General features: G+C 34.7%; 21 protein-coding genes and 1 tRNA gene. 14 read left to right on the top strand and 8 right to left on the bottom strand.

What is annotated here, in order from left to right; translation table 11 throughout:
* The first annotated feature begins 104 nt into the window (after positions 1-104).
* The 6 genes from QY331_12445 to secG all read left to right on the top strand — a co-directional run bounded on the left by QY331_12445 (position 105) and on the right by secG (position 5,347).
* Positions 105-1,997 (top strand): hypothetical protein, encoded by a 1,893-nt coding sequence (locus QY331_12445; GenBank protein ID WKZ68760.1) that lies wholly within the window; start codon positions 105-107, stop codon positions 1,995-1,997.
* Between the two features lie 2 nt (positions 1,998-1,999).
* The gene (gene obgE, locus QY331_12440; GenBank protein WKZ68759.1) at positions 2,000-2,986 is read left to right on the top strand and encodes a GTPase ObgE; all 987 of its coding nucleotides are present in this window, start codon (positions 2,000-2,002) and stop codon (positions 2,984-2,986) included.
* Complete coding sequence (locus QY331_12435) at positions 2,965-3,975, top strand: iron ABC transporter permease (protein WKZ68758.1); 1,011 nt, start codon at positions 2,965-2,967, stop codon at positions 3,973-3,975. Before obgE ends, QY331_12435 begins: the two co-directional genes overlap by 22 nt.
* A gap of 12 nt (positions 3,976-3,987) precedes the next feature.
* Positions 3,988-4,824 carry a M48 family metalloprotease gene (locus QY331_12430; GenBank protein ID WKZ68757.1) on the top strand — a complete coding sequence of 279 codons (837 nt, stop codon included), beginning with the start codon at positions 3,988-3,990 and terminating at the stop codon, positions 4,822-4,824.
* A gap of 62 nt (positions 4,825-4,886) precedes the next feature.
* Positions 4,887-4,960, top strand: a tRNA-Met gene (locus tag QY331_12425).
* A 21-nt stretch (positions 4,961-4,981) separates the two neighbouring features.
* Complete coding sequence (gene secG, locus QY331_12420) at positions 4,982-5,347, top strand: preprotein translocase subunit SecG (protein WKZ68756.1); 366 nt, start codon at positions 4,982-4,984, stop codon at positions 5,345-5,347.
* Positions 5,348-5,374: 27 nt separating this feature from the next.
* Here secG and dacB read toward each other — a convergent pair whose 3' ends face one another.
* Positions 5,375-6,781 carry a D-alanyl-D-alanine carboxypeptidase/D-alanyl-D-alanine-endopeptidase gene (gene dacB / locus QY331_12415; protein WKZ68755.1) on the bottom strand — a complete coding sequence of 469 codons (1,407 nt, stop codon included), beginning with the start codon at positions 6,779-6,781 and terminating at the stop codon, positions 5,375-5,377.
* A gap of 90 nt (positions 6,782-6,871) precedes the next feature.
* Here dacB and QY331_12410 point away from each other — a divergent pair, with 90 nt between their 5' ends.
* On the top strand, positions 6,872-7,705 hold the full coding sequence (locus QY331_12410; GenBank protein WKZ68754.1) for an LOG family protein: 834 nt from the start codon (positions 6,872-6,874) through the stop codon (positions 7,703-7,705).
* A gap of 36 nt (positions 7,706-7,741) precedes the next feature.
* On the opposite strand, the gene rpsU is transcribed toward QY331_12410, so the two are convergent.
* From rpsU to QY331_12390, 4 genes are all read right to left on the bottom strand, one after another.
* Positions 7,742-7,936: a 30S ribosomal protein S21 gene (rpsU, locus tag QY331_12405; GenBank protein ID WKZ68753.1), complete on the bottom strand. Its 195-nt coding sequence runs from the start codon at positions 7,934-7,936 to the stop codon at positions 7,742-7,744.
* A gap of 88 nt (positions 7,937-8,024) precedes the next feature.
* Positions 8,025-8,279: a hypothetical protein gene (locus QY331_12400; protein ID WKZ68752.1), complete on the bottom strand. Its 255-nt coding sequence runs from the start codon at positions 8,277-8,279 to the stop codon at positions 8,025-8,027.
* Positions 8,280-8,287: 8 nt separating this feature from the next.
* Complete coding sequence (locus tag QY331_12395; protein WKZ68751.1) at positions 8,288-8,890, bottom strand: sigma-70 family RNA polymerase sigma factor; 603 nt, start codon at positions 8,888-8,890, stop codon at positions 8,288-8,290.
* Positions 8,891-8,939: 49 nt separating this feature from the next.
* Positions 8,940-10,322 carry a M14 family zinc carboxypeptidase gene (locus QY331_12390; GenBank protein WKZ68750.1) on the bottom strand — a complete coding sequence of 461 codons (1,383 nt, stop codon included), beginning with the start codon at positions 10,320-10,322 and terminating at the stop codon, positions 8,940-8,942.
* Between the two features lie 69 nt (positions 10,323-10,391).
* On the opposite strand from QY331_12390, the gene QY331_12385 reads away from it, so the two are divergent.
* Positions 10,392-10,886 carry a DUF456 domain-containing protein gene (locus tag QY331_12385; GenBank protein ID WKZ68749.1) on the top strand — a complete coding sequence of 165 codons (495 nt, stop codon included), beginning with the start codon at positions 10,392-10,394 and terminating at the stop codon, positions 10,884-10,886.
* 51 nt (positions 10,887-10,937) lie between these two features.
* Here QY331_12385 and QY331_12380 read toward each other — a convergent pair whose 3' ends face one another.
* Complete coding sequence (locus QY331_12380; GenBank protein WKZ68748.1) at positions 10,938-12,332, bottom strand: aminopeptidase P family protein; 1,395 nt, start codon at positions 12,330-12,332, stop codon at positions 10,938-10,940.
* Positions 12,333-12,510: 178 nt separating this feature from the next.
* On the opposite strand from QY331_12380, the gene QY331_12375 reads away from it, so the two are divergent.
* The 6 genes from QY331_12375 (at position 12,511) to QY331_12350 (ending at position 21,514) form a co-directional block, all read left to right on the top strand.
* The gene (locus tag QY331_12375; GenBank protein ID WKZ68747.1) at positions 12,511-14,088 is read left to right on the top strand and encodes a T9SS type A sorting domain-containing protein; all 1,578 of its coding nucleotides are present in this window, start codon (positions 12,511-12,513) and stop codon (positions 14,086-14,088) included.
* A 55-nt stretch (positions 14,089-14,143) separates the two neighbouring features.
* Positions 14,144-14,632 carry a hypothetical protein gene (locus tag QY331_12370; GenBank protein WKZ68746.1) on the top strand — a complete coding sequence of 163 codons (489 nt, stop codon included), beginning with the start codon at positions 14,144-14,146 and terminating at the stop codon, positions 14,630-14,632.
* Between the two features lie 43 nt (positions 14,633-14,675).
* Complete coding sequence (locus tag QY331_12365) at positions 14,676-17,348, top strand: S8 family serine peptidase (protein WKZ68745.1); 2,673 nt, start codon at positions 14,676-14,678, stop codon at positions 17,346-17,348.
* Between the two features lie 77 nt (positions 17,349-17,425).
* A complete protein-coding gene (locus QY331_12360; protein ID WKZ68744.1) occupies positions 17,426-18,211 on the top strand; it encodes a LuxR C-terminal-related transcriptional regulator in 786 nt (261 codons plus the stop codon).
* Between the two features lie 128 nt (positions 18,212-18,339).
* A complete protein-coding gene (locus QY331_12355) occupies positions 18,340-18,813 on the top strand; it encodes a UPF0158 family protein (GenBank protein WKZ68743.1) in 474 nt (157 codons plus the stop codon).
* Positions 18,814-18,859: 46 nt separating this feature from the next.
* Positions 18,860-21,514, top strand: a complete 2,655-nt coding sequence (locus QY331_12350) for a YCF48-related protein (GenBank protein ID WKZ68742.1) — start codon at positions 18,860-18,862, stop codon at positions 21,512-21,514.
* 39 nt (positions 21,515-21,553) lie between these two features.
* Here QY331_12350 and QY331_12345 read toward each other — a convergent pair whose 3' ends face one another.
* Both QY331_12345 and sulP read right to left on the bottom strand, forming a co-directional pair.
* The gene (locus QY331_12345) at positions 21,554-22,597 is read right to left on the bottom strand and encodes a deoxyhypusine synthase (GenBank protein ID WKZ68741.1); all 1,044 of its coding nucleotides are present in this window, start codon (positions 22,595-22,597) and stop codon (positions 21,554-21,556) included.
* Positions 22,598-22,695: 98 nt separating this feature from the next.
* Positions 22,696-24,405, bottom strand: a complete 1,710-nt coding sequence (gene sulP / locus QY331_12340; protein ID WKZ68740.1) for a sulfate permease — start codon at positions 24,403-24,405, stop codon at positions 22,696-22,698.
* Between the last annotated feature and the right edge of the window lie 142 nt (positions 24,406-24,547).

The raw sequence follows: 24,547 nt of genomic DNA, 5'->3' as shown, positions 1-24,547 counted from the left end.
GTTAAGAAATCACAAAATTAAAATCCCGGTTAATTTAATCGGGATTTTTTCTTTTAGTTTTACTATAATATATCTTTGATCTATCCATAAAACTAAAGATTGCCATGCTTGAACGCGAAGTAAAATTTATTTACGATTTTAATTCTAATAAAGTAAAGAAACTTGGTTCAACTGCTACTTTTTCTGAATTACTTCCACTAGGAATTCATCCGGCAATTCTACAATATATATCAGCCGAAATTGAATATAGAATTTTTGAGGATAGACAAACTCTTTTAAAGCATTCTATGTTCGATTATTCCGGACCACAGATTTCAAAGCATTTTCACAAGATTGCCGATGAAATAAAGAAAGAGAAGAAATTTTCAACGGACTTTTTAAGTAAAGTTATACTTCACGCAACTTCATTCAATGTTAATTACTTGATTAGACCAAACTGGTCGCTTAAAAAATTAATTTTTGATAATGCTGAGTCCACAAGTGTTGCCGAGATCAATCAAATTCTTAACTACGCTTATTTTTATAAACATCTTATAAAAGTAATTAGAAATTATTTTGATAAGAAAAAATTAATCACACTTGGTAAAGACGAATTTAGCAATTTGCTTGTAAAATTCGATAATGTAAGTTTGCAATCTTATGGAAATGATATCCTTGAATCAGCAGTTAAATCAATGTCTTCGTTTTTTAATATCGGTTCAATGAATCAAAAAGCAATACCTCTGCAAGCGATAGCGGTTTTTCTAAAGGAAAAAAATCTTGAATCTCACATAGATTTATTACAAAATAAACTGGCGGGGGAAACAAAGAATAAAATTGATGCGAATGATTTAAGAAATATTTTACTTGGCTTGGCTATTCCGAAAACAGAAATTATTGAAATCGAGAGGAAAGATGAGATTAAAGTAGAGAAAGTTCAAGAACAACAAACTGAAGAAGTATTCGAAACTAAAGAGGAAGAAATTCAACCCGAAGAACATGATGAAGAGATTGAGGAAAGAGAAGAATTTACTGAATCACATGATGATTTAATTGAACGGAAGACTTTTGAAGATGATGTAGAAATTAAACTCAGATCGAACAAAGAAAAAGAAGTCTCTAATTTCGAAGAAGAGGAAGTTGAGTTGGATGATCAAATTCAAGATGATGAAATCTTAGAAGAAGAAAATCAAAGTGAAGAAATCAGCGAATTAGCAGAAGCAGATGATCCTGCAGAGTATCTATTGGATCAAGCTGAAGAAAATACAGAGGTGATATTATCAGTTGACGATTATGAAGATAACGATAGGGATGATAATGTAATTCCTGAGGTAATCTCTGAAAACGAAGAGGAACCCAATGAACATGATATTTTAGAATACACGGATGAAGAGGAAAAATCCGAGTTTGTAGAAGATGAAGAGCAGAAAGATGATAACGAACTTGAAGAAGATGAACCGGATCTCATAATTGAGGAGCCGAAATCATACGATATGCCTGCTGAAGTAGATGATGATTATAGCTTTCCAATTAGCGATACTGAAATCAAAGATGAAGCTGATGAAGAATATATTACCGATGAAGATTTACCCGAGGAAGAATTAGAAGATAGTGAAGATGAACTTGAGGTTGATATAGAAAATGAAACGGATGAAGATGAAGTTGGGTCAGATGAAGAAATTGCTCAACAAAACTTATTTGACGATACACTTATTCCTAAAAAAGATTCAGGTATAGAGGACGAATTTATAAAAGATTTCGGTACACAAAGTTTTTCAAAAAGAATTGATATTGCCGATCTTTTAGAAAATAGAAATATGACAAGAATAATTGAAGTAATATTTGATTACGATATGGAGGAATTCGCAAATGCAATAGAAAGAATTTGTGATTCTTCAAGCAGACAAGAAGCATTCGGTACCTTGCAAGAAATTTTTGAAGTTAACCAAGTTAATCCTTCCTCTAAAGAAGCACAGACATTTAGAGATATCATTTCAGAATACTTTGATCAGAATTAAACATGTTTATAGATACAGCGAAAATATTTGTAAAATCCGGTAAAGGCGGCAACGGAGCAGTCGCGTTTCGTCGCGAAAAATTTGTACCCAAAGGTGGACCTTCCGGTGGAAATGGCGGTAAAGGCGGCGATGTAATCTTTATTGCCGATAGGAATCTTCATACTTTACTTGACTTCAAGTATAAAAAGAAATGTATTGCCGAAGACGGTGCACCCGGTGGCAGCGCACTAAAAGATGGGAAAAATGGACAAGATATAATTGTCAAAGTGCCTGTTGGAACATTAATAAAAGATGATCAGACGGATGAAGTTCTAGCCGATTTAACTGAAGATCAGCAAACTGTAATTATTGCATTCGGCGGTAAAGGTGGTAAAGGTAACAGCAACTTTGCAACATCAACAAATCAAGCGCCGCGTAAAGCCGAAAGCGGTAAGCCCGGAGAAGAATTTTATGTTGAACTTGAGCTTAAACTGATTGCAGATGTTGGTTTAGTGGGTTTCCCGAATGCCGGTAAATCAACTTTTATTTCTTCAGTTTCTGCTGCTAAACCTAAAATTGCGGATTATCCTTTCACTACTTTGGAGCCGAACCTCGGAATTGTTAAACATAAGGATTTTAACACATTTGTAGTAGCAGATATTCCGGGAATAATTGAAGGCGCGCATCAAGGAAAAGGTCTTGGGCATAAATTCTTACAGCATATCGAGAGAACAAAAATTCTTTTGATATTAATTGATATTGCTGCAGAAGATTATCACAAAGAATATGAAATTCTGCTAAATGAGTTGAATGAGTATTCTGAAGTTTTAAGTGAGAAGAAAAAAATTGTTGCGATTTCAAAATGTGATCTGCTTGGTGACGAAGAAATCAAAGAATTGAGTAAAATCAAATTTCCCGAAGCCGATAAAAAAGTTTTCTTTATCTCATCAGTTTCCGGAAAGGGAATTCCAAAATTATTGGATTACCTATGGCATCAGATCAACAGTTAACTCCCGCCAAATTTTTATTAATCATTGGCTCACTAAAAATTCTATTACTCTTATCGATTTTTTTAGGACTATCGATAGGTTCTGTTGATGTTTCATTCGATCAATTAATTCGTTCATTCTTTGGTGGTGATGTTGATCAAGGAATTAAAAGCATCATTATTGATATAAGATTACCTCGAGTTCTGTTAGCGGTTACTGTAGGCGGTGGATTAGCTATTTCCGGTGCGGTTTTTCAAGCATTGTTGATGAATCCACTTGCAGAACCATATATCTTGGGAATATCCAGCGGAGGTACATTTGGAGCAATTTTATCATTAGTTCTCGGCTTGGCTTTTTTCTATACTCAAATTTTTGCATTCGCCGGAGCTATGCTCGTCGTATTTTTAGTTTTTTATTTAGGTCAACGTTTTGGTGAACTTGAACCAAATATATTATTGTTAACAGGTGTTGTAATAGGTGCATTTTTCTCCGCGTTAATTTTGTTAATGCTGACAATTCTGGAAGACTCGCTACGTACTGCAGTATTTTGGTTGATCGGAAATTTGAGTTTTAGCGGAATGAATGAGGTGCTGATTGTACTTCCAATTGTATTGATTGGATCGGTTGTTCTGTTTTTTTTCTCTCAGAAATACAATACACTGGCATTGGGTTCAAAGACAGCCCAGCAATTGGGCATAAACGCACCGTTTGTTAAAAATTTTTCATATATAATTGCTAGTATAATTGTAGGAGCCGCTGTGTCCGTTAGTGGAATAATTGGATTTGTAGGGTTACTTGTTCCACATATTGTGCGACTGATTTTTGGAATTGATAATCGAATTGTTATTCCGGCATCTTTCTTATTAGGGGCATCTTATTTAATTCTTGCTGATCTTTTTGCTAGAAGTCTGATGGCTCCATCAGAACTTCCGGTAGGTGCTATAACTGCTCTAATCGGAGCACCTGTTTTCATATATTTGCTTAGAAAAAGATTTAGTTTATTTAATTGAGAAGAGGAAAAAATGAGAAAATATTTTTCAAAAAAATATAGCGTCTTGTGGCTGTTGATATTTTTAGTGGCATGTGGTACCGGAGTGAATCTTTTTTCCGATCAGGATGAAGTTGCTTTAGGTCAACAATTTGATTCCGAGATAAAAGCTAATCCTAAAGAATATCCTATCTACAATAAAAATCCTCAGGTAAAAAAGTATATAAAGGAAAGAATATTTGATCATGTTTTACAATCTCCGGAAGTACAAAAAGAGACAGTTTACAATTACCAATTGGAAATAATTGAAAACGATTCAACACTAAATGCTTTTGCGGTGCCGGGTGGTTATGTTTACCTTTATACTGGATTAATAAATTATCTGGATTCGGAAGCTGCTTTAGCCGGAGTTATCGCACATGAAATTGCGCATGTTGAAAGAAGACATGCTACACAAAGAATTACGAACGCATATGGTCTGCAATTATTAGCAAATTTAGCTTTGGGTAACAATCCCTCACAAATTAGTGTAATCGTGGCAAATCTATTTTCCGGATTAACATTACTTGCAAACAGCCGATCAGCAGAAGATGAATCTGATAAATATGCTGTGATTTATCTGCAATCGACAAGATATTATCCCGGCGGAGTAAAATTCTTTTTCGAAAAATTAAGAGATGACGGAAAAGTGTCATCCGGTGGTGGGGGAATAGCTACGTTTCTCTCAACTCATCCGGATCCGGTCGATAGAATCAATACAACAGAGCAAAGATTGAAGGAAAGTGGATTGGAAATCCGCTCTTATACCGATAATGAGCACCCGGGAATATTCAGAGAGGAATATCAGAAGAATATCAAAACGAAGATTTAAGGAAAATCAAATACTTGAAGTTTCCGACTCATAGTAATATATTTACAATCTGTGTTTTTTGAGGCGGGGTAGCTCAGTAGGTTAGAGCAGTGGAATCATAATCCACGTGTCGGGGGTTCGAATCCCTCCCCCGCTACAGAAACGATTAGGAGAAAAAATGTACACTTTATTAGTAGTTTTATCGGTAATTATTGCAGCGATGCTGATAATTATTGTTTTACTTCAATCCGGTAAGGGTGAAGGTTTATCCGGTGCAATTGGCGGCGGTGTTGGAAATATGGGTCAAATGTTCGGTACTAGAAGAACGGCTGACTTTTTAAGTAAAGCAACTTGGTGGTTGGGTGGTTCAATGCTTGTGCTTGCAATTTTGATCAATTTATTTTTCTTACCGTCTTCAGTTGATCAGCAAAGAGAAAGTATTATTCAAAGTTCACAACAACAATCGGTTCCTACAACTCCGGCTTTACCTCCTCCAACAGCTCCATCAACCGAAACTCAACAAGAACAACCGGATAATCAATAAAAATTAATCCCGCTTAGGCGGGATTTTTTATAAACTCTCCGCCAAATAAGAAATAATTCTATCCTGAAGTGATTTGTAGTAATTTCCACCTTTTGACTTAAAGTTAATAATTATGCTTATGATTAAATCACGGTTCGATTTTGTTGTTAAATATCCGGACAAAGAAGATACGCCATTCAATGAACCGGTTTTACCTCTAAAGTTTAAGTAGGCGTTTGATTCATACATTCGATTTTCCAAAGTTCCGTCTCTTCCGGAAATTGCTAACGAGTTAAAGTAGAAATCAAAATTGTTGATGTCTAGGTACATGAACTCAAGCAAACTTACAATCGATGCTGTTGATGTTTTATTGAATCTTGAGATCCCCGAACCATCAACCAATACAGTGCCTTCATTATAAATATCATTTTCATCTAGGAATGACAGAATTGCTTGTGTAGCATAAAATGAATTACCCTGTTTGTTGCTAAATTCCGCACCAATGATTTTGAATAAATTTTCTGCAAGATAATTATCGCTTCTTTTGTTAACTCGATCAACCAAAATTGCAAAGGAATTTCTTGATGTAGCTAATTCAATTACCGATAATGGTGTAGCACCGGAAACTGCACTTCCTAAAACTTCAATACCTTTGTTTTGCAAACGTGTTTTAAAAACATTTGCAATTAATTCAGATGGTGAATCCGGATGAACTATGTAACCGTAAGTACTTTTTCTTTTTCTAACACTTCCTTCAATTTTAATATTAATGTTGTTCAATTCGGTTCGATATGAAATTCTTGGATAAACTCGAGCGGAAGAAACTTTTGAATAATTAATCACATTATAAAAATTTCCATTTGGCTCAATAGTAAAAGTAGGAGTTCTCCCATTTGGTAAGTTTGAATTAAAATTAATAATCACAGAATTTCTGTTTAAGCTTAATCCGGAAATAGGCGGCAATTTTACATTAGCTCGTTCATCGGTAATCCAATCATCTCTAGTATAGGTATTATCGAAGTAAGAATCATCCGCAATAATGTCACCGGTAATCTTATTTATTCCCATCAAAAGTAATTGGTCAACCAGGGAATCTAGATTTTCTGTTGTTAATAATGCATCACCAAAACCTTTCAGATAAATGTTGCCATTAATAACACTATCCTCCAATTCAACATCGTTTGTATAAACCTTTGTCAAAAGATATTCTTGATTGGGTAAAAGATGTAATGCCGCGGCAGTTGTGTATAGCTTAACATTTGAAGCCGGTATTAGGTTGTTGTAAATATCCTTTGAGTAAATTGTATCCATCGAAATTGGATCGTAAATAAAAACAGAAATTGCTTCTTTTTGGTCATTGGCAAGAATTGCATCTATTTTATTTTTTATCTCATCATTCGCTTGAATTAAGCTGCTAAAAGCTAGAAATAAAGCAGATATGTAATGTTTAATCATAGTAGAGTTATTATCCAAAATTATTGAAGTGGAAAAATACATTATAAACCTTATTTTTGTAACTCTTTTCACAATGCAGGTTTAGAAATTATGGTACAGAAAAAAAACAGTGTTGAAAAAGCTTATAAGAATTTAGAATTCTTGAATTCAGCCGATGCTCGAACAGTAAGAATTTTAGCTGAGTATTATGAACCTAAGTCTAGATTAGCAAGAAATAGCATTGCCGATACTATAGTTTTTTTTGGTTCGGCAAGAATTAAATCAAAAAAGGAAGCCGAGAAAGAATTACGACTAATTAAAAAATCAGCTTCAAATAAAACTTCAAAAGTTTACGAAAGAAAATTGAAAGCTGCCGAAAGAAATTTAGCGATGTCACATTATTATGAAGATGCCGTTGAATTATCAAGAAGATTAACCGAGTGGTCATTAAACTTACCGACAGATGAGCACCGATTTATTATTTGCAGCGGCGGCGGACCGGGTATTATGGAAGCCTCAAACAAAGGTGCATCTTTAGCTGGCGGACCAACAATCGGGTTAAACATCAGTCTTCCGTTCGAGCAATTTATAAACAAATATGTTGAACCCGAATTAGCGTTTGAGTTCCATTACTTTTTTATGCGAAAGTTTTGGTTGATCTATCTTGCAAAGGCACTTATTATTTTCCCGGGTGGTTTTGGAACACTTGACGAGTTGATGGAAACTATAACTCTAATTCAAACTGAGAAGCTTCAGAAAAAATTGGAAGTTGTAGTTTATGATGAAATATTCTGGAAGAAGATAATTAATTTTGAAGCCTTAGTTGAAATGGGAACAATTAGTGAAGGTGATTTAGAATTGTTTTCTTTCTGTAACACGGTTGATGAAGCATTTGAACGAATCACAACTCATCTAACAAAAAATTATTTAAATAACTCACATTAGGTAAAATAAAAAACCCGTCAATTGACGGGTTTTTTATTAATTGTCGTTCATACGTTCTTTGTGAGCTCTGCGTCTTGCTTTGATCTTTTCCATTCGTTTTTCGATGGACGGCTTCACGAAAAATGTTCTCTTCTTGTATTCTTTTAATACTCCGGAGCGTTCATATTTTTTCTTAAAGCGTTTAAGAGCTCTATCGATATTTTCGTTTTCAGAAACGTTAATACCAACCACGTAAATCACCTACCTTTTGGTTTATTTTAATTACAGACTTCAAATATATCGGGTTTTAGAATGGAAATCAAATTAATTGTTAGGATTTTTAGTCGTAAGCCTTGTTGGTGTCGAAATCAAACTTGTCGCCAATCGATTTTTTTATGCTATTAATTAGATAATTCGGGGCTGAGTTATTTGCAAACCTGTTACAAAGTAAATGTTTTACTTGATATTGAATTTCATATTCTTCCCGTAAGTCCGGATTTTCATCAATCCGCTTCTTAAGTAAAGATGCTTGAACCGCATCAAGTTCATTATCGACTAATGCCGTTATTTGCTCACATATTTCTGATTCTTTCATTGCCACTTCTAATGTTTATCCTTGTCTTGTAAATAACCTTTATCTTTGCCGTAGGAATAAAGAGTTGTAAATAGCATTTTTCTCGCTCTGTGTAATCTGGATCGAACTGTACCAACCGGACAATCAACAAAGTCAGCTATCTCTTCGTACGAAAAACCTTCTATATCGCTTAGAATAACTACAGTTCTAAAATCTTCGGGGAGCTCGGAGATTGCTTTAGTTACTTCATCATCGAGCAGACTGCTAAATACATCTTGTTCAACATGCTGCGTTTTTACATCTGAAGCTTTGATATTTTCATAAAAATTTTGAATATCGTCATAGTCAACTTTATTTGGTTCGCGAGAATCCTTTCTATAATCATTAATAAAGGTATTCTTCATTATCCTAAACAACCAAGCTTTAGAATTAGTGCCCTTTTCGAATTTATCAAAGAACCGAAACGCGCGTAAAAAAGTTTCTTGAACTAAATCGTCGGCTTCATCGGAATCGGCAGTCATTTTTAATGCAAAATTATATAGTGCATCAAGATGGGGAAGAGCTTCCGTTTCAAAATCACGGTATTTTTGCTGAAGTTCTTGCTCGGTATTTGTATTTTGACTTAAGTTCATTCAAAAGACTATTTAGTCTAATAAATATAGTGAAATTTTAATTTTGATTTTAATGGAAATTCAGCCCATTACCTTCAAAGTTAAGCGGTTTTGTTAAATCAATTAAATATCCGTTTATGATAGCAAATTTTATTTCATTATTTGTTGTCAAATAAAAGTTGGCAAATCCATCAACTTGTAGTTCGGTATTTGGTTGTGTCTTAGAATAGAAATTAATCGGGATTTCAGTAAAATCAGATTTACTCAATTCCTTCTTAAATAAAACGCCATTTTTTAATAAATCGATTAGACCTAATTTATTAGTTTGTTCAACTTTAGGGTGATGCAAGAATAAATTACTCACGTCGATTTCATCATAACCATAGAACGTTGATAAGTCACCTATATCAGCAATTATTCCTTTATAGTACACCTTATTCTCGGTAGAATCCAAAAATGGTTCTCTTTTTACAGCAATATCAATTTTATGAACACTATTATTTTTCTTTACATTGACGTTGCGTAGGATTAAATCGAAAAGTAATTCTTTATTCTCAGGTATGTTGAAATAATTGTTTTCATCGTAATTTGACAAACTATTCTCAGAAATAGCACGTAAACTTTTTATTAATGAATTAAAGAAAAGCTTTCTTACAAATTCACGATCGGGATCGGAAGCCCAACCACCGGCTTCTATTAATATTGTCGGGATTCCATCTTTAGTAAAATTATCTCCGAAAGCCCTTGGCTCAAATTCATCACTATATCTTGCAATATGTCCGGGAATTATTTGACTCAGTTCATCATATAGTGAAACTATTAGCTGCATTGCTTTTTTTCTTGTGTCATTAATATCGGCATTGTAATTAAAGGGAGGGGAGAGTAATGAAATAGTCGATGACTTATAGTTTATTCCTGCAGAATATCCCGAACTCTGATCGTGAAGATTAAATGCAAAATCCGGTTTAACTTCATTTTTTATTTCGTAAAGTAATTTTCCTTCCGGCGACTGTTGAGCAATTGCATCACGATTGATATCAATCTGTTGTGCATTTCTTCGAGTAAATATTTCTGCTCCGTCCGGATTTAACATCGGAATTATATAGAGCGAAATATTTTCTAAGATTCTTTCTCTTAAGGAATTTGTGTCATCATTTGCCTCAAAAAAGTTTATTAAATCCAAAATAGCTCTGGTCGAAGTTGACTCATCGCCATGCATTTGTGACCAAAAAAGTACTTTAGTTTTCCCATTTCCAATTTTTATAAGATCAATTATCCTTCCTTCGTAAGATTTGCCAATTATTTTTAATTCATATCGGTCGTTGCTTCTGATCTTATTTAAAAATTCTGAAATTTTATTTCGATTAACATACTTACCAATTACTGATTTCTCTTTGTAATTATCATAGTTAAACATTATTGAAGAAATTTCTAGATTGTGTCGTGTTTGCATGTACTTTTCTCTTTTTCATTACTCGACTTAATTTAATAAATTTATCACTGTAAAAGCGAAAGATGAGTTATGGAATTTTGGGAAATAGTTATAATATTTGTTGGAACAATACTTTCGATCGCTGGATTAATAGGTTGTATCTTACCTGTGGTTCCAGGTCCGCCACTTAATTATCTGGCAATTTTATTGATCCATTTTACGGACCTAGCAAATTTTTCAACTCGGTTTTTAATTGTTTATTTTCTTTTGAATATTGCTGTAATTGTTTTTGATTTCATACTTCCGGTCTATGGTGCAAAACATTATGGTGCTTCGAGAAAGGGTATTTGGGGTTCTGTAATCGGTTTGATAATTGGTCTATTTTTCTTCCCGCCATTAGGTATAATTATTGGAACCTTGATCGGTGCAATTGTTGGTGAGTTAATCGCAGGAAAATCAGAATCGCAAGCACTTAAAGCCGGATTTGCAACATTTATTGCAAGTCTTATAATGGTCGTCGCCAAGTTCGTTCTATCGGGAATAATGACGTTTTACTTTGTCAAGGGAATAGTTGATAATTTCTAATTTGTGAATAGAAATTCCCGCAATCTTAAAGATTGCGGGAAACAAAAAAAATTAGTCCTCAAAGCAAACTTTTTCTACATCTTCAATCGATTTAGGAATTAATTTTTTGCCTAAAACTCTGCAACCTGAATCGGTAACAACAATATCGTCTTCAATTCTGATACCGCCAAAGCCTTTATACTCTTCAACTTTTTCATAATTAATAAAGTTGGAAAGTTTATTTTCAGATTTCCACATATCGATTAATTCCGGAATAAAATAAATTCCAGGTTCCACAGTTAACACGTAACCGGGTTGTAAATCTTTCGCGAAACGTAAATAAGCTAATCCGAATTGATCGCTTCTTTTGGTAGATTTATCATAACCGACAAGATTTTCACCTAAACCTTCAAGATCATGCACATCCAAGCCCATTGCATGACCAAGACCATGTGGAAAGAACAACGCATGTGCGCCATTAGCAACAGCTTCTTTTGGATCACCTTTCATCAAACCAAGATCGCGTAAACCTGATGCAATTACTTCTGCGGCTGCAAGATGAACTTCTCTAAATCTAATTCCGGGCTTTATAGATTCGATCGCTTTAAGTTGTGAATCGAGAACTACATTATAAACTTCGTTTTGTTTACTTGTATATTTTCCGTTTACGGGAAAAGTTCTTGTTATATCGCTAGCGTAATGAAGAAGCGATTCGGCTCCCGAATCAATTAACAATAAATCGCCATCCTTCATTGTATTATTATAATGATGATTATGCAGTGTTTCACCATGAATTGAACAAATAACCGGAAATGAAACTCCACATCCCATAGAATTTGCAATACCATTTAATCTACCATAAACTTCACGTTCTTTTATTCCTGGATTCGCCAATTTCATTGCAGTCGTGTTCATCTCGTAACTTATGTCAAGAGCATATTCTATTTCGTTAATTTCCGCATCACTTTTAACCGAGCGTTGTTCAATAACTGATCTAGTAAATATCTCAGATCTATTGTTGTCTATTTCAAAACTTTTTATGCCGAGTAATTTTTCAAATCTCATTTTGTTTTGAAATCTATACTGCGGTAAAAAGTGGATTGTTTTTCCGCTCGACTTTGATTTGGCTAAATAATCTTCAAGATTTGCAATAGGTAAAGTTTCATTCACTCCAACAGCTTTCGCTCCATCTGCAATTTTTGATTGAGGACCCATCCAAACAATATCGTCAATCGTATAATCATAACCGAATAAAATGTCTTTGTCATTATCAATATCAATAACACCAAAGAGTCCTGCCCTATCTAATCCAAAATAGTATAAAAATGTACTATCTTGTCGGTAAGTATAAGTATTAGCCGGATAATTCATCGGTGCTTCTTCATTTCCGGGGATTAAAAGCAATCCTGAACCAACTTTCTCTTTTAGCGATTTTCTTCTCTCGATATAGGTCTGTGTGCTGAACATTACATCTCCGTTTTTTGCTTTACAAAATAGTGTTTTTATAGGAAAATATTTTTTATATTCATTTCAGAGTTGAGGGTCTTATTAAGGTGATCAAATTGCTTACCTTTCTTCCGGATGTTTTTAGTTGCACATATATAGAATAAACTTATAACTAACCTTGGTTATTTCCGGAGGGATCATGAACCAATCTAAATTCTCTTCTTATCTTTTTAGTATTGCTCTCTTTTTGCTTCTTGCAAATTCATTTGTTGCTCAATCAGTAAATTGGATTTCGACTTGGGAACCTGATAAAACAGTTTTTTATCACTCTTCGGTTTCTGATCCTAACGGTAATATTTATACCTCAGCATATACATGGGATGAAGGAACACAATTTAGCGCCATCGAAATAATAAAAGTATCGAGTAGTGGAAGCGTTGTTTGGGAGAAAAGTATAAAACTTTCCACCGGTTTTTTTAATGATACTAAAATGTTCTACGCTAACTTGAATGATAAATTATATGTATGGCATGACAAAAAAGTTACTGTTTTTTCATCTTCAGGTGATTCACTAACTAGTTTTACAGTTAACTATGGTGTTAATGATAGAATTTTTGTTGATGATGAAGAAAATGTATTTGTGACATTTACTTGTACAGAACATGAAGGTGGTGCACAGGGCTTTGGAGCCGCAAAATTCAGCCCCGCCGGGTTGTTGATTTGGGATTCAGTTTTGAGAGAAGTCTCTAATGGCAGAATAATGAACAGCGAAATGGATTCACATAAAAATATTTATTTGATGGGTAATGAGTATACGCAGACAGGTACTAAGGGAGTTGTTATTAAACTGAATGAAAACGGTTTTCAACACTGGCAAAATGAACACACGGGTTATGATGAACTAAATGACATGACTCTTGGGACAGATAATTCTGTTTACATAACAGGCATGTCGAATTCAGAAGTTTGGATGTTGAGCCGCTATGATTCAACAGGAGTATTAAGTTGGAACAGATTCAATACTAATCCCCAAAGTACACATGAGGGAATTTCATTAAAGCAAACTCCTTCCGGTATTTTATTGGCAGCTTCAGATCAAGTTCCGCCTATTGGAAATGTATTGCTATTATACCATTACAGTTCCACGGGCGATTTACTATTAACATATGAACCATCTTCACCGGCAATTTCATTTTACTACGATGGTTATGGCGATCCAAATGGAATATACATGCACTATGATGGAAATATTTATGTTTCCACAAATGTTATGATTAATAATCTTAATCATTATGCTCTTACTAAAGTAAATAGCTCAGGAGAATTGATTGGTTATTCATATATTGAAGCACAGCAAGGATATTTTTATTCATCTTTAAGAGAAGCATTTCATAAAGCCGGAAGCATAACACAAGTCATAAGTGAACCCAATCCGGATGGAAACGGTGGAAGGATTAAGTATATAAACTTTCCAACAACCATTACCTCGGTTGAAGATGAAGAAACAGTTCAGAAAGAATTTTCATTATCGCAGAACTATCCTAATCCTTTTAATCCAACAACCACTATTAATTTTTCAATTCCCGAATATCAATTCATAACGCTAAAAGTGTATGACATTATTGGCAGAGAAGTGAAGAGTTTGGTAAATGAAACTAAATCGCCAGGAACTTATGAAATAGAATTTGATGGCTCAGATTTGTCAAGTGGGACTTATTATTACAAATTAACTATGGGTAGTCATTTTGAAATTCGCAAGATGGTTTTATTAAAATAAATCGTTTTGGATATATATTTTTTAATTGCAATTTCATTTTTATAACGAGGGATTAATGAAAATTATCTACGTTTTAATAATTGCATTAATTTGTTTTTCATGTAATTCAGAACAAACTCAAGAGAATGATTTGGTTAAAAAAAATCATTCAACATTAATTCCGGTAGATGAATATTTATATTTTGCCGAAGATTGCAGTCATAAAATATTAAGCAGCAAACTTATCGAACAGATGAGCGCAAAGATGTATCTCTTTAGAAATGATTTACTAACAGAGGAAGAGGTTATTCAAAAAGTTATTTTCTACCTTGAAAGAGAACCTAGTACGGATCAGAAATCCGAATTGGAAAAATATTCGGCAAAAATTGATTGGTCTTCTTGGTCACCACCGTCCTCAAATCATCTGCTTGGTTTTGTTCTAGCGGAAGTTTCAGTCCCGGATTTCGAAAAAAATCTCTGTCTTGAGTTTATTAAAAAAGTTGATTCCGGAGAAATAGAATTGCATCCTGATATTCTCATGAAATTAAACGAATTGAATAAGTAATATTTAGTCAAGTATTTTGACTAAACTTAATTGGAGGCCGCAAATGAAAAAACAACTATTCATTATAGTTTTTTCTCTATTCTACTTGCTCATCCCAGCGCAGATCATAGATCAAGTTGAATTTTCAAAATCAAATTCTGAACGAATTTTGTTACAGCAGGAGAATTACATTCAACTAACCGAAGCACAACAAAGTAAAATATTGAGTGGTAAACTCATTGAAAAGATAAGTGCGAAGAAATATCAGCTTTCAAAAGGAGAAATCACTCAAAGCCAAAGTTTTACAAAAGTAGTTTTGTATTTTGATTCAATACCAACGGAATTACAAAAGGAAATTCTTTATGCGGAAGGACTCGATTGTTATTGGGAATTATGGACTCCTCCTTCGGAAAATCATCCTTATGGATTTATCGTTGCCGCAATGCCTGTTAATAAATTTGAAAACACAATCTCATTTGATTTTATTAAAAAGATTGATACCGCAGAACATGAATCTATCCCTCATAATAATAATGGTAATCAAAGCATAGGCGCACCACAAGTTTGGAACTTGGGTTATGATGGTTCCGGTGTTACGGTTGGTGTGCTGGATTCAGGACTTGATTCTTATTATATGGGAAGCGATTTACCTAGCTCATATACGGCAATGGATTATTGGGATTATCCGAATATAGATCCCGATGTTGAGAACATTACATCAGGGCACGGCACACATGTTGTCGGATCAGTTTTGGGAAGAGGAACTTTATCTGCTGGTCATTCACATGTAAATAACGGGCAAGGTCCATTTACCGGTGTCGCACCCGGAGCTGATTTAGTATTCTTAAAAATTGGTGGTGATGCATCTTCATCAGCTTCAAGTGCTGCTGAAATTGCCGCAATGGATGCCGCAGTTAGTGTTTATAATGTTGATGTTCTTTCCATGAGTTACGGTGGATGGAATACTTTTCATGACGGAAGCGAAGCAATTGAACAAAAAGCTGATTGGGTTTATGACCAAGGAGTACCATTTTTTATTTCGGCTGGAAACTCTGCCGCACAAGGAAGACATTATTCCGGTACCGTAAACGCTAACAGTTCAACTAATTTTATACAAGTTAATTTTGCCGATCCCGGTGATGCTGACGCGACTCTTTGGTTTAATCTTGTTTGGTATGATGGTTTGGGAACGAGAAATAATTTATCACTTGAATATTATGATGCTTCGTTTAATAAATTGAATGATGTGGTTCAAGATCAAAATCCATTTGAAAGTCTGAGAGGAACAGAATCAAGATATTCGCATTATAATTTTTACATAAGACAAGCAGGCACATATTATTTGAAAGTCGTAAATAACTCATCAAGCAATCAATTCTTTCATATTTATGATGACTGGGGTTCCTATACAACGTTTCAAAATCCCGATCAAGATTACACAATTGGAAGTCCGGCAAGTGCTGATTATGCATACGCAGTTGGAGCTTACGTATCAAGAGAAATGTGGACGGATGTTAATGGGAGTTCATGGTATTACTCCGGTAATACTTTAAATGGAATAGCTAATTTCTCAAGCCGAGGTCCGAGAGTTGATGGTCACCAAAAACCAAATATTACTGCCCCAGGGCATGTTGTTCTCTCTCTTAGAGATACTGATGTTTATACCAGCATTTCGACTTCTTGGATTGATAATGATGGAGTTGCCGGTGGAGATGCAAACTATTATAAGATGCAAGGCACAAGCATGGCATGTCCAATGGCAGCGGGAGCGGCAGCGTTATTACTTCAGAAAAATCCATCATTAACGCCATCACAAATTTATTCTGCTTTTACAAACAACACCAATACAACAGGTCTCTCATCACTACCAAACTCAATTTTTGGATACGGCAGATTGGATATTTATGAAGCAGTCACTAATACAGGAGGCGGCGGTGGAGGAACAGAAGAGCGAATTGTTATTGATGAAAAATTTGAAACAACTACTTTTCCACCCCAAGGCTGGACCAGAATTCAGCTGCAGGCGGTAAATACGTGGAATGCCGGTAATGTTGTAGATTATAATTTTAATACTATTGATCCTACAAGCACTTACTCGGCTATTTGTCAGTGGATGGCAGCAGATCAAGATGAGTGGTTAATCACTCCAAGTTTTGCTTTAGCTTCCGGTGATGCAACAATAGAATTTTACTCCGGCTACAGCACAGCATGGTTAAGTGCAGCAACTTTAAAACTTCACATTTCTACAAATGGCGGATCGAGTTGGACAAAAATTTGGGAAGCTGTTAATGACGGTCAATCATGGGGCTGGAGATACCAAAATGTAAGTATAACACAATATGCAAATAATTCTAATATAAAATTAGCTTGGCAATATGTTGGTAATGATGGGGATATTGTTGCAATAGACAATATTAAATTAACCGGCTTTGTAACTGTCACAGACATAAAAGAAGAAGATGAAAAAATCCCGGTTAATTATTCACTTTCTCAAAACTATCCAAATCCGTTTAATCCGAGTACAAAAATTAATTATGCAATTCCGGCGAGCAGTAAAGTGAATCTTGTAGTTTATGATGTATTAGGAAGAACTGTAAAAGTATTAGTTAATGAATTTCAGAATGCGGGAACATATTCTATTGATTTTAATGCTGAAAGTTTATCAAGCGGTGTGTATTTTTATCGTATACGTGCAGATCAGTTTTCTGAAACAAAGAAACTGATTTTGCTCAGGTAGTAGCGATAAGCAATAGAAAGGGGCTTCGTGCCCCTTTCATTAAATCAATACAATTTTTCTTAAAGTAAGATGAAAAAATGAATGATGAAATTCAACTTATGCATGAAGTGTGGAGTAAAGTTCAAAATGAACAGAGCTCATCAACTGAATTAGCACAAATCAACTTTGATGAAATTCTTAGTTCCATATTCTCTTCAGGCCCTTGCTATTCCTATATAATAGATTTCAATAATATGAGCCTCTCACACTTAAGTAAAAGTTTTGAACTTATTCATGGAATTAATCCAAATGAGATTAAGAATATAGATGATATTTTGAATCTAACACATCCAAACGATATCGAATTTGTGACCAAAGCCGAAGAGAAAGCGTTGAATTTTATAATCTCCGAAATCGGAGCTGACAAATTCACTAAATACAAAGGATCGTATAATTTTAGATTACAAGTTGCTGATGGAAGCTATGAGTTATTTAATCACCAAGCATTGGTCGTCAGCATGGATGAAAATTATAAATTCATCAAGTCACTTAATATACATACGAACATTAATCATCTTACAAAAACAAATAATTACAAATTTTCTTTGATTGGTTTAATGGATGAACCATCTTACCTAAATTTAGATATTGATACAACAAAACATGAAAATGCTGGTGATCATAGTCCGCCAATCGTCTTTACTAAGAGGGAAATAGAAATTATAAAACTTCTATCTGAAGGAAATAAAACAAAAACTATCGCGGAAAAACTTTTCATTTCACAAGCTACTGTTGAAACACATCGAAAAAATATCTTACATAAGTCGGGTTGCAAAAATTCGGTTGAATTGGTTTCTAAAAGTTTGGCTGAAGGCTGGATTTAAAACTATATTCTGTCCGCATATCCTTTTACTAATAAATTTAAATACCCATTTATGGGTATGTCCAATCCATAATTCTAACTCTATATTCTTTTGGAAGTATAACTGATTTTAAATTTTAGGACTTATTAATGAGAAGTATAAGTCTTGAAGATATTATTAATGAATTAGAACTTATCTCCGATGATGGTCTTTCTTTTCTTCATAAACTGTCAGGTGAATTAATTCACCTTAGTAGTCATGAACAAAAAAATCCTATCAAAGCCAAAACTGATTCAAGTAAAGAAGATTTTGCTGAAACCGATTATTTGAAACTCCCTACCAAAAAAGAAATTAACGAACATGAATTGATGCTAAACTTTCTCCGCAATAATCCAAACCAAGATATATACGAAGAAGTAGCAAAATTAGAGAATGAACATAATACCAATTACTGGCAGCTCAGAAATTTAATTCTGCACTTCAACATCGGTAACGAATGGTATAAATATAAAAGAGACGTATTCAAGAAAATCGCGATTGATTGGTGTAATAAAAACATTGAGAGTATGCCACAAAGCATTCTTCCAGAAATTCAGATTAGTACTAATATAAATTACTCTTAATCAGGAAATGAATTTAAATCATTTTAAATAAATACGTGAGGATGTTATGAAACAAATAATACTTCTTTTTGCGATTGGTTTTTTGCTCGTCAGTACAAGCACTAATGCACAATGGGAAAGATCATTATTATACCCAAATAGTGCGGGTGCTCATTCTGTTAAGTTCATTGATCAATATAATGGATTTGTTGCGGGAGCCACTGGGTCTGTCTTTAGGACAACCGATAAAGGGAAAACATGGATTAACTGCTCAATACCGACTGCCACAAATTTTTATTCTGTATCGGCAGTATCACAATTAAATTTTTGGGTTGGGGGGAGAGGGGGCGCAATCTATGGAACAAATGATGGTGGGTTGACTTGGAACGATTACTCGGTAAGTATTAATGGAGATATTAATTCTATATTTTTCATTGATGCTAGTTTCGGGTTTGCAGTAAGTAATTATGGTGATTTACTTAAAACCACCGACGGTGGTGCAAATTGGGTCACAAAATTTACATACACATATTTCGCTGATATCTTTTTTATAAATTCACAAGTCGGTTGGGCAGTAGCCGACGGAGTTTGGAAGACTAATGATGGGGGAGAGAACTGGACGAGAACTGTTTCATTATTTAATGGACTTACCAGTATCTACTTTCTCGATGAAAATGTTGGATATTTTACAGGTAGTTGGATCACTGGTATTGGTGGTGGAATTTTCAAAACAACCGATGGTGGTTCAACAATAAGTATTATTTATGATGGAACGATGAACTCAGTGAATTTTATTGACTACAACATTGGATGGGCCGTAGGGCCTTATTATAGTGTATTGAAAACTACAAATGCTGGAATTGATTGGGAAGACCATACTCCTGATTTTATTACTGACAATAAAAATACATTTAATATTTCCACCCCTTCAACTCCTACCGGTTATTTTACAGATGAAAATACTGGATATGTAACGGGTTCAGGGCTATTACAAACTTATGATGGCGGTAATTCCTGGCGACGTCAATCCTTTCAATTGAGTGGGTTAAATTCAGTTCATGCTCAAAATCAAAATACTTGTTGGGCAGTAGGAGGCCCAGGTATTCTTAAGACCGGAGATGACGGTGAATCATGGGCAATTACAACTCCAGAATCATTTCCTTTTAACATGACCCCTTCCTTTTATGACATTCATTTTGTCAATAGTACCCACGGCTGGGTATGCGGAGGAAATGGGTTTATATTTAAAACAACTAACGGTGGTGTTGACTGGGTTGAACAATCCAGTTATGAAAACAGACTACTAAGAACGATTTTCTTTACAGATCAAAATAATGGTTGGGCAGCAGGCACAGATATTTCATTTAATGATGCCTTGTTGAGTACTAACGATGGAGGTTTAAATTGGATTGACAGAGATATGGGTACAACCGATGATTTTAGTTCATTACTTTTTGTCAATCCAAATGTTGGTTGGCTTGCCTCAGATCTTAGATTATACAAAACGACCAGCGGTGGAGCTGATTGGATAGAGAATACATCAAATATTACACAGACAAAGTCAATTTTCTTTATAAATGAACATATTGGATGGGCAGCCGGATATAAATTATATAAAACAATTGATGGAGGTGCAAACTGGAATGAAACAGCTAGACCATTGCCAATAGGATGGCAAACTAATATAATTTACGAAATCTATTTTAGTGATGAATCCAAAGGATGGGCTGGTACAGCTGATGGAATTTATTACACAAGCGATGGCGGCAATAGTTGGGTAAAGCAAGGTGAATACTCATACACGTATTCCATTTCATTCACTGATCAAAATTATGGTTGGGCAATTGGTACCAGCGAGCAGATCGATGGTTATGGTTATTCAACAATCCTTAAGACAACAAACGGTGGTGGAGCAGGAGGCGGCGAACCTGAGCAAAGAGTAGTGCTAGACGAAAAATTTGACGGTGCACAATTCCCGCCAAATAGCTGGACAATAAATCAAACTCATCAAACAAATACATGGATAGCTGGAAACATAACAGATCACAACTTTAGTTCAATCGATCCGACAAACGTGAATTCAGCATACTGTCCATGGATAGCTGCGGATCAAGATGAATGGTTAATTACTCCCTCATTTGCATTAGCAACGGGTGCAGCAACTATTGAATTCTATTCCGGTTATAGTACTGCGTGGTTAAGTTCTGCAACATTAAAACTTCTTATCTCCATAGATGGAGGAACAAATTGGACTCAAATTTGGGAAGCTGATAACGATGGACAGCCATGGAGTTGGAGATATCAAAATGTTGACATAACACAGTATGCAAATAACCCGAATATGAAATTAGCATGGCAATATGTAGGCAATGATGGAGATGTTGCAGCAATCGATAATGTAAAACTAACCGGATTTGTAACTGTAACTGAAATTGAAGAAGATATTGAAAGAATTCCACTTCAATATGAACTATCACAAAACTATCCGAATCCATTTAATCCAAGTACAAAAATAAGTTATTCAATCCCAAACAGCGGAAAAGTTAAGTTAGTGATTTATGATGTTTTGGGAAGAGAAGTAAAAACATTAGTAAACCAAGAACAGCATGCCGGAACGTACACAGTAGATTTTAATGCAGATAGATTATCAAGCGGGGTTTATTTTTACAGATTGACATCGGGACAGTTTAGTGAAACTAGGAAACTGTTACTGCTCAGATAGCCGGAGGGCAAGAAAAAAGGGGCTTAACGCCCCTTTCTTTTAAACTGTTGTAGCTACTTTCTTAAACAAATTATTCAATTCCTTCTTACTTCTTCCTTTGTAAGCACCTTTATGGTAAGCATATCCGGCAATCAATGGCATTGCAAGAGTTGCTTCACTATAAACCATTTGCTCATAAGATTGAGATACCTTACCCCATGATGAAGCTTCTTTCAAAGTAGAACTTGATAGCGCGCCATCACGAACATCGGCTACTGTAATTTGAACTGCGTATTTGTGCATTGGAGCATCTTCGCTTAAAATATCTGCGGCTACAACAATATCTTGAGTAAAGTTTTTCGGAACTCCACCGCCAATCATAAATATGCCGGTTTCTTTACTTTCTAATTTTATCTTTGTGATTTCTAAGAAGTCTTTACCGGAATCGAATGATAAATGTTTTTCGGGATTTTTGTGCTGATGCATCACAATTCCAAATCCGGCTGAACAATCCGAAAATGCCGGAACGAAGATCGGTACATTATTTTTATAAGCTGCATAAACAACACTGTCATTAACTTTCGGTCCACCGTTATTTTCTAAATATTTACCGAATTCCCACAGTAATTCGCGTGATGAATAAGGTCGTGGTTCAAGACTATCAAATATTGCTGCTGTCGTATCATCACAAATTCTTAATTCATCTTCATCGATGTAAGTGTCGTAAATTCTGTCGATATGAAGATCGCGTAATTCATTATCATCGGAGAAAGGTGTTCCGATATAATGTTTGAATCCGAGTGCTTCAAAGAAATCTTGATCAACCATAATTGCACCGGTTGATACAATTGCATCAACCATATTATTTTCGATCATATCGAAGACAACCTTTTTTAAACCCGCACTGAATAAACTGCCCGCTAAGGTTAAGATTACTGTGTTGTCTTTATCCTCGAGCATCATTTCATAAATCTTTGCGGCACGATGTAAGTCTCTCGCACTAAAAGCCATTTCGCCCATAGAATCAACAAGTTTTACGACATTGTGTTCTTTGATATCGATATGCTTAATCACATCTTTTAAATAATCTTTTTTTGTTGCCATTTATATCTCCTTTTTTGTAATCATTATTGTCAATCAATATTAAAATAATTTTACCATCTTTCAAGAAAAAATGAAAATTAATCGTAAAAAAGTTGGACTTAATTCTGCTGCTCTCGTTTTACATCCGGCACGAAATTCTTCGGTCTGCCTAATTTTGGGAGACCTAACAATTCTCTCGATCGATCCAATGCATCGTCAATATTTCCAAATATATTATCTTCACCGATTTCGTCTATAAGTTTGTACTGTGTTAGGGCAAATAATGGTTGCGTATGTACACCGGATAAAACTAAATGAATTCCGTCTTTTTTATTATCGTTATATATTTGACTTAATAAGTTAAGTCCCGTTGCATCAATCGCCGGGACATTTCTCATTCTTAAAATCATAACTTTTGGAGGATTTTCTACGCGATGCATGATTTCCTTAAATTTTGAAGCGGCACCGAAAAAGAAAGGTCCGTTAATTTCGTAAACTTCTACACCTTCGGGAATTTCTTTTGTTTGAATAGAATTGGAATCCACAAATTCATCAACATCTCTTAATTCTCTTTTTACAACATCTACATTTGAAACTGCCGCCATTCTCTTCATAAACAAAATAACTGCTAGTATCATTCCAATTTCAATGGCAATTGTTAAATCAAAAATCACTGTTAAGAAAAAAGTTGTTAGCAATACAATCACATCGCTTCTCGGACTTTTTAATAATTTTCTAAATATATGATGTTCACTCATATTGTAGGCGACAATAATTAAAATTGCAGCAAGCGTTGCCATCGGAATTAACATTGCAAGATGGCCAAGAAAAACCATAATCAATAACAATGTTATTGCATGAACAATTCCGGCGATTGGAGTTCGTCCGCCGTTTTTAATATTTGTCGCGGTTCTTGCAATTGCGCCGGTAACGGGAATTCCACCAAACAAAGGTGAAACAATATTTGCGACTCCATTTGCTACAAGTTCCATATTAGATTTATGTTTTCCACCAATCATTCCATCTGCGACAACTGCTGATAATAGTGCTTCAATTGCGGCAAGTATTGCGATAGTCGTTGCGGGAAGTATTAAAGCTCTTATTGTTGCAAAATCAATTTCCGGAATTGATGGTGTGGGAATTGACGATGGGATTGAACCGAATCTTGATTCTATTGTTGCTACATCCAAATTAAAAAATTGCACAATGGATGTTGTTACAAGAATTGCAACTATTGATCCCGGAATTTTTTTTGAAATCTTTGACCAAAATATTATGATAATTAAAGCGAGAGAGCCGATCAATAATGTATTATAATTCATCGATGAAAAATTTCTAAAATATTCCGCCCACTTTTCAATAAAATCAGCTGGAACATTCTCGATATTTAATCCAAAAAAATCATTTACCTGACTTGAAAAAATTACTACAGCAATTCCGCTAGTAAAACCGACAATAACGGGATAGGGAATAAATTTAATCATCGAACCAAATTGAGCGAATCCCATAATCACAAGAATAACGCCGGCCATAATTGTTGCAATCATTAAACCATTAACTCCGTATTGCTGAACAATTCCATAAACGATTATGATGAAAGCGCCGGTTGGTCCGCCGATTTGTACGCGGCTTCCTCCAAGAAATGAAACTATAAATCCACCGATCACAGCCGTTATCAACCCTTTTTCAGGTGAAACACCGGATGCAATTCCAAATGCAATCGCCAATGGTAGAGCAACTATCCCAACTAAAATACCGGCAGTTATGTCTTTAAGAATTTGATCTTTGGTGAGTGAAGAAAATAAAACAAATAATTTTGGCTTGAACATATATCCTTCATAATGGATATGCTAAGAATTGAGTCGAATAAAAATTCTTTAAGCAACTTAAATAATTAATAGAACTTTTAAATAAATAAAATTGGGGACAAATCTATAAAATTGGTTTATCATTATAAAGAATTATTTACTT

The sequence above is a fragment of the Melioribacteraceae bacterium genome (assembly GCA_030584085.1).
In the GTDB taxonomy this organism is placed as follows: Bacteria; Bacteroidota; Ignavibacteria; order Ignavibacteriales; family Melioribacteraceae; genus SURF-28.
This window is presented reverse-complemented; position numbering and strand designations above follow the sequence as displayed.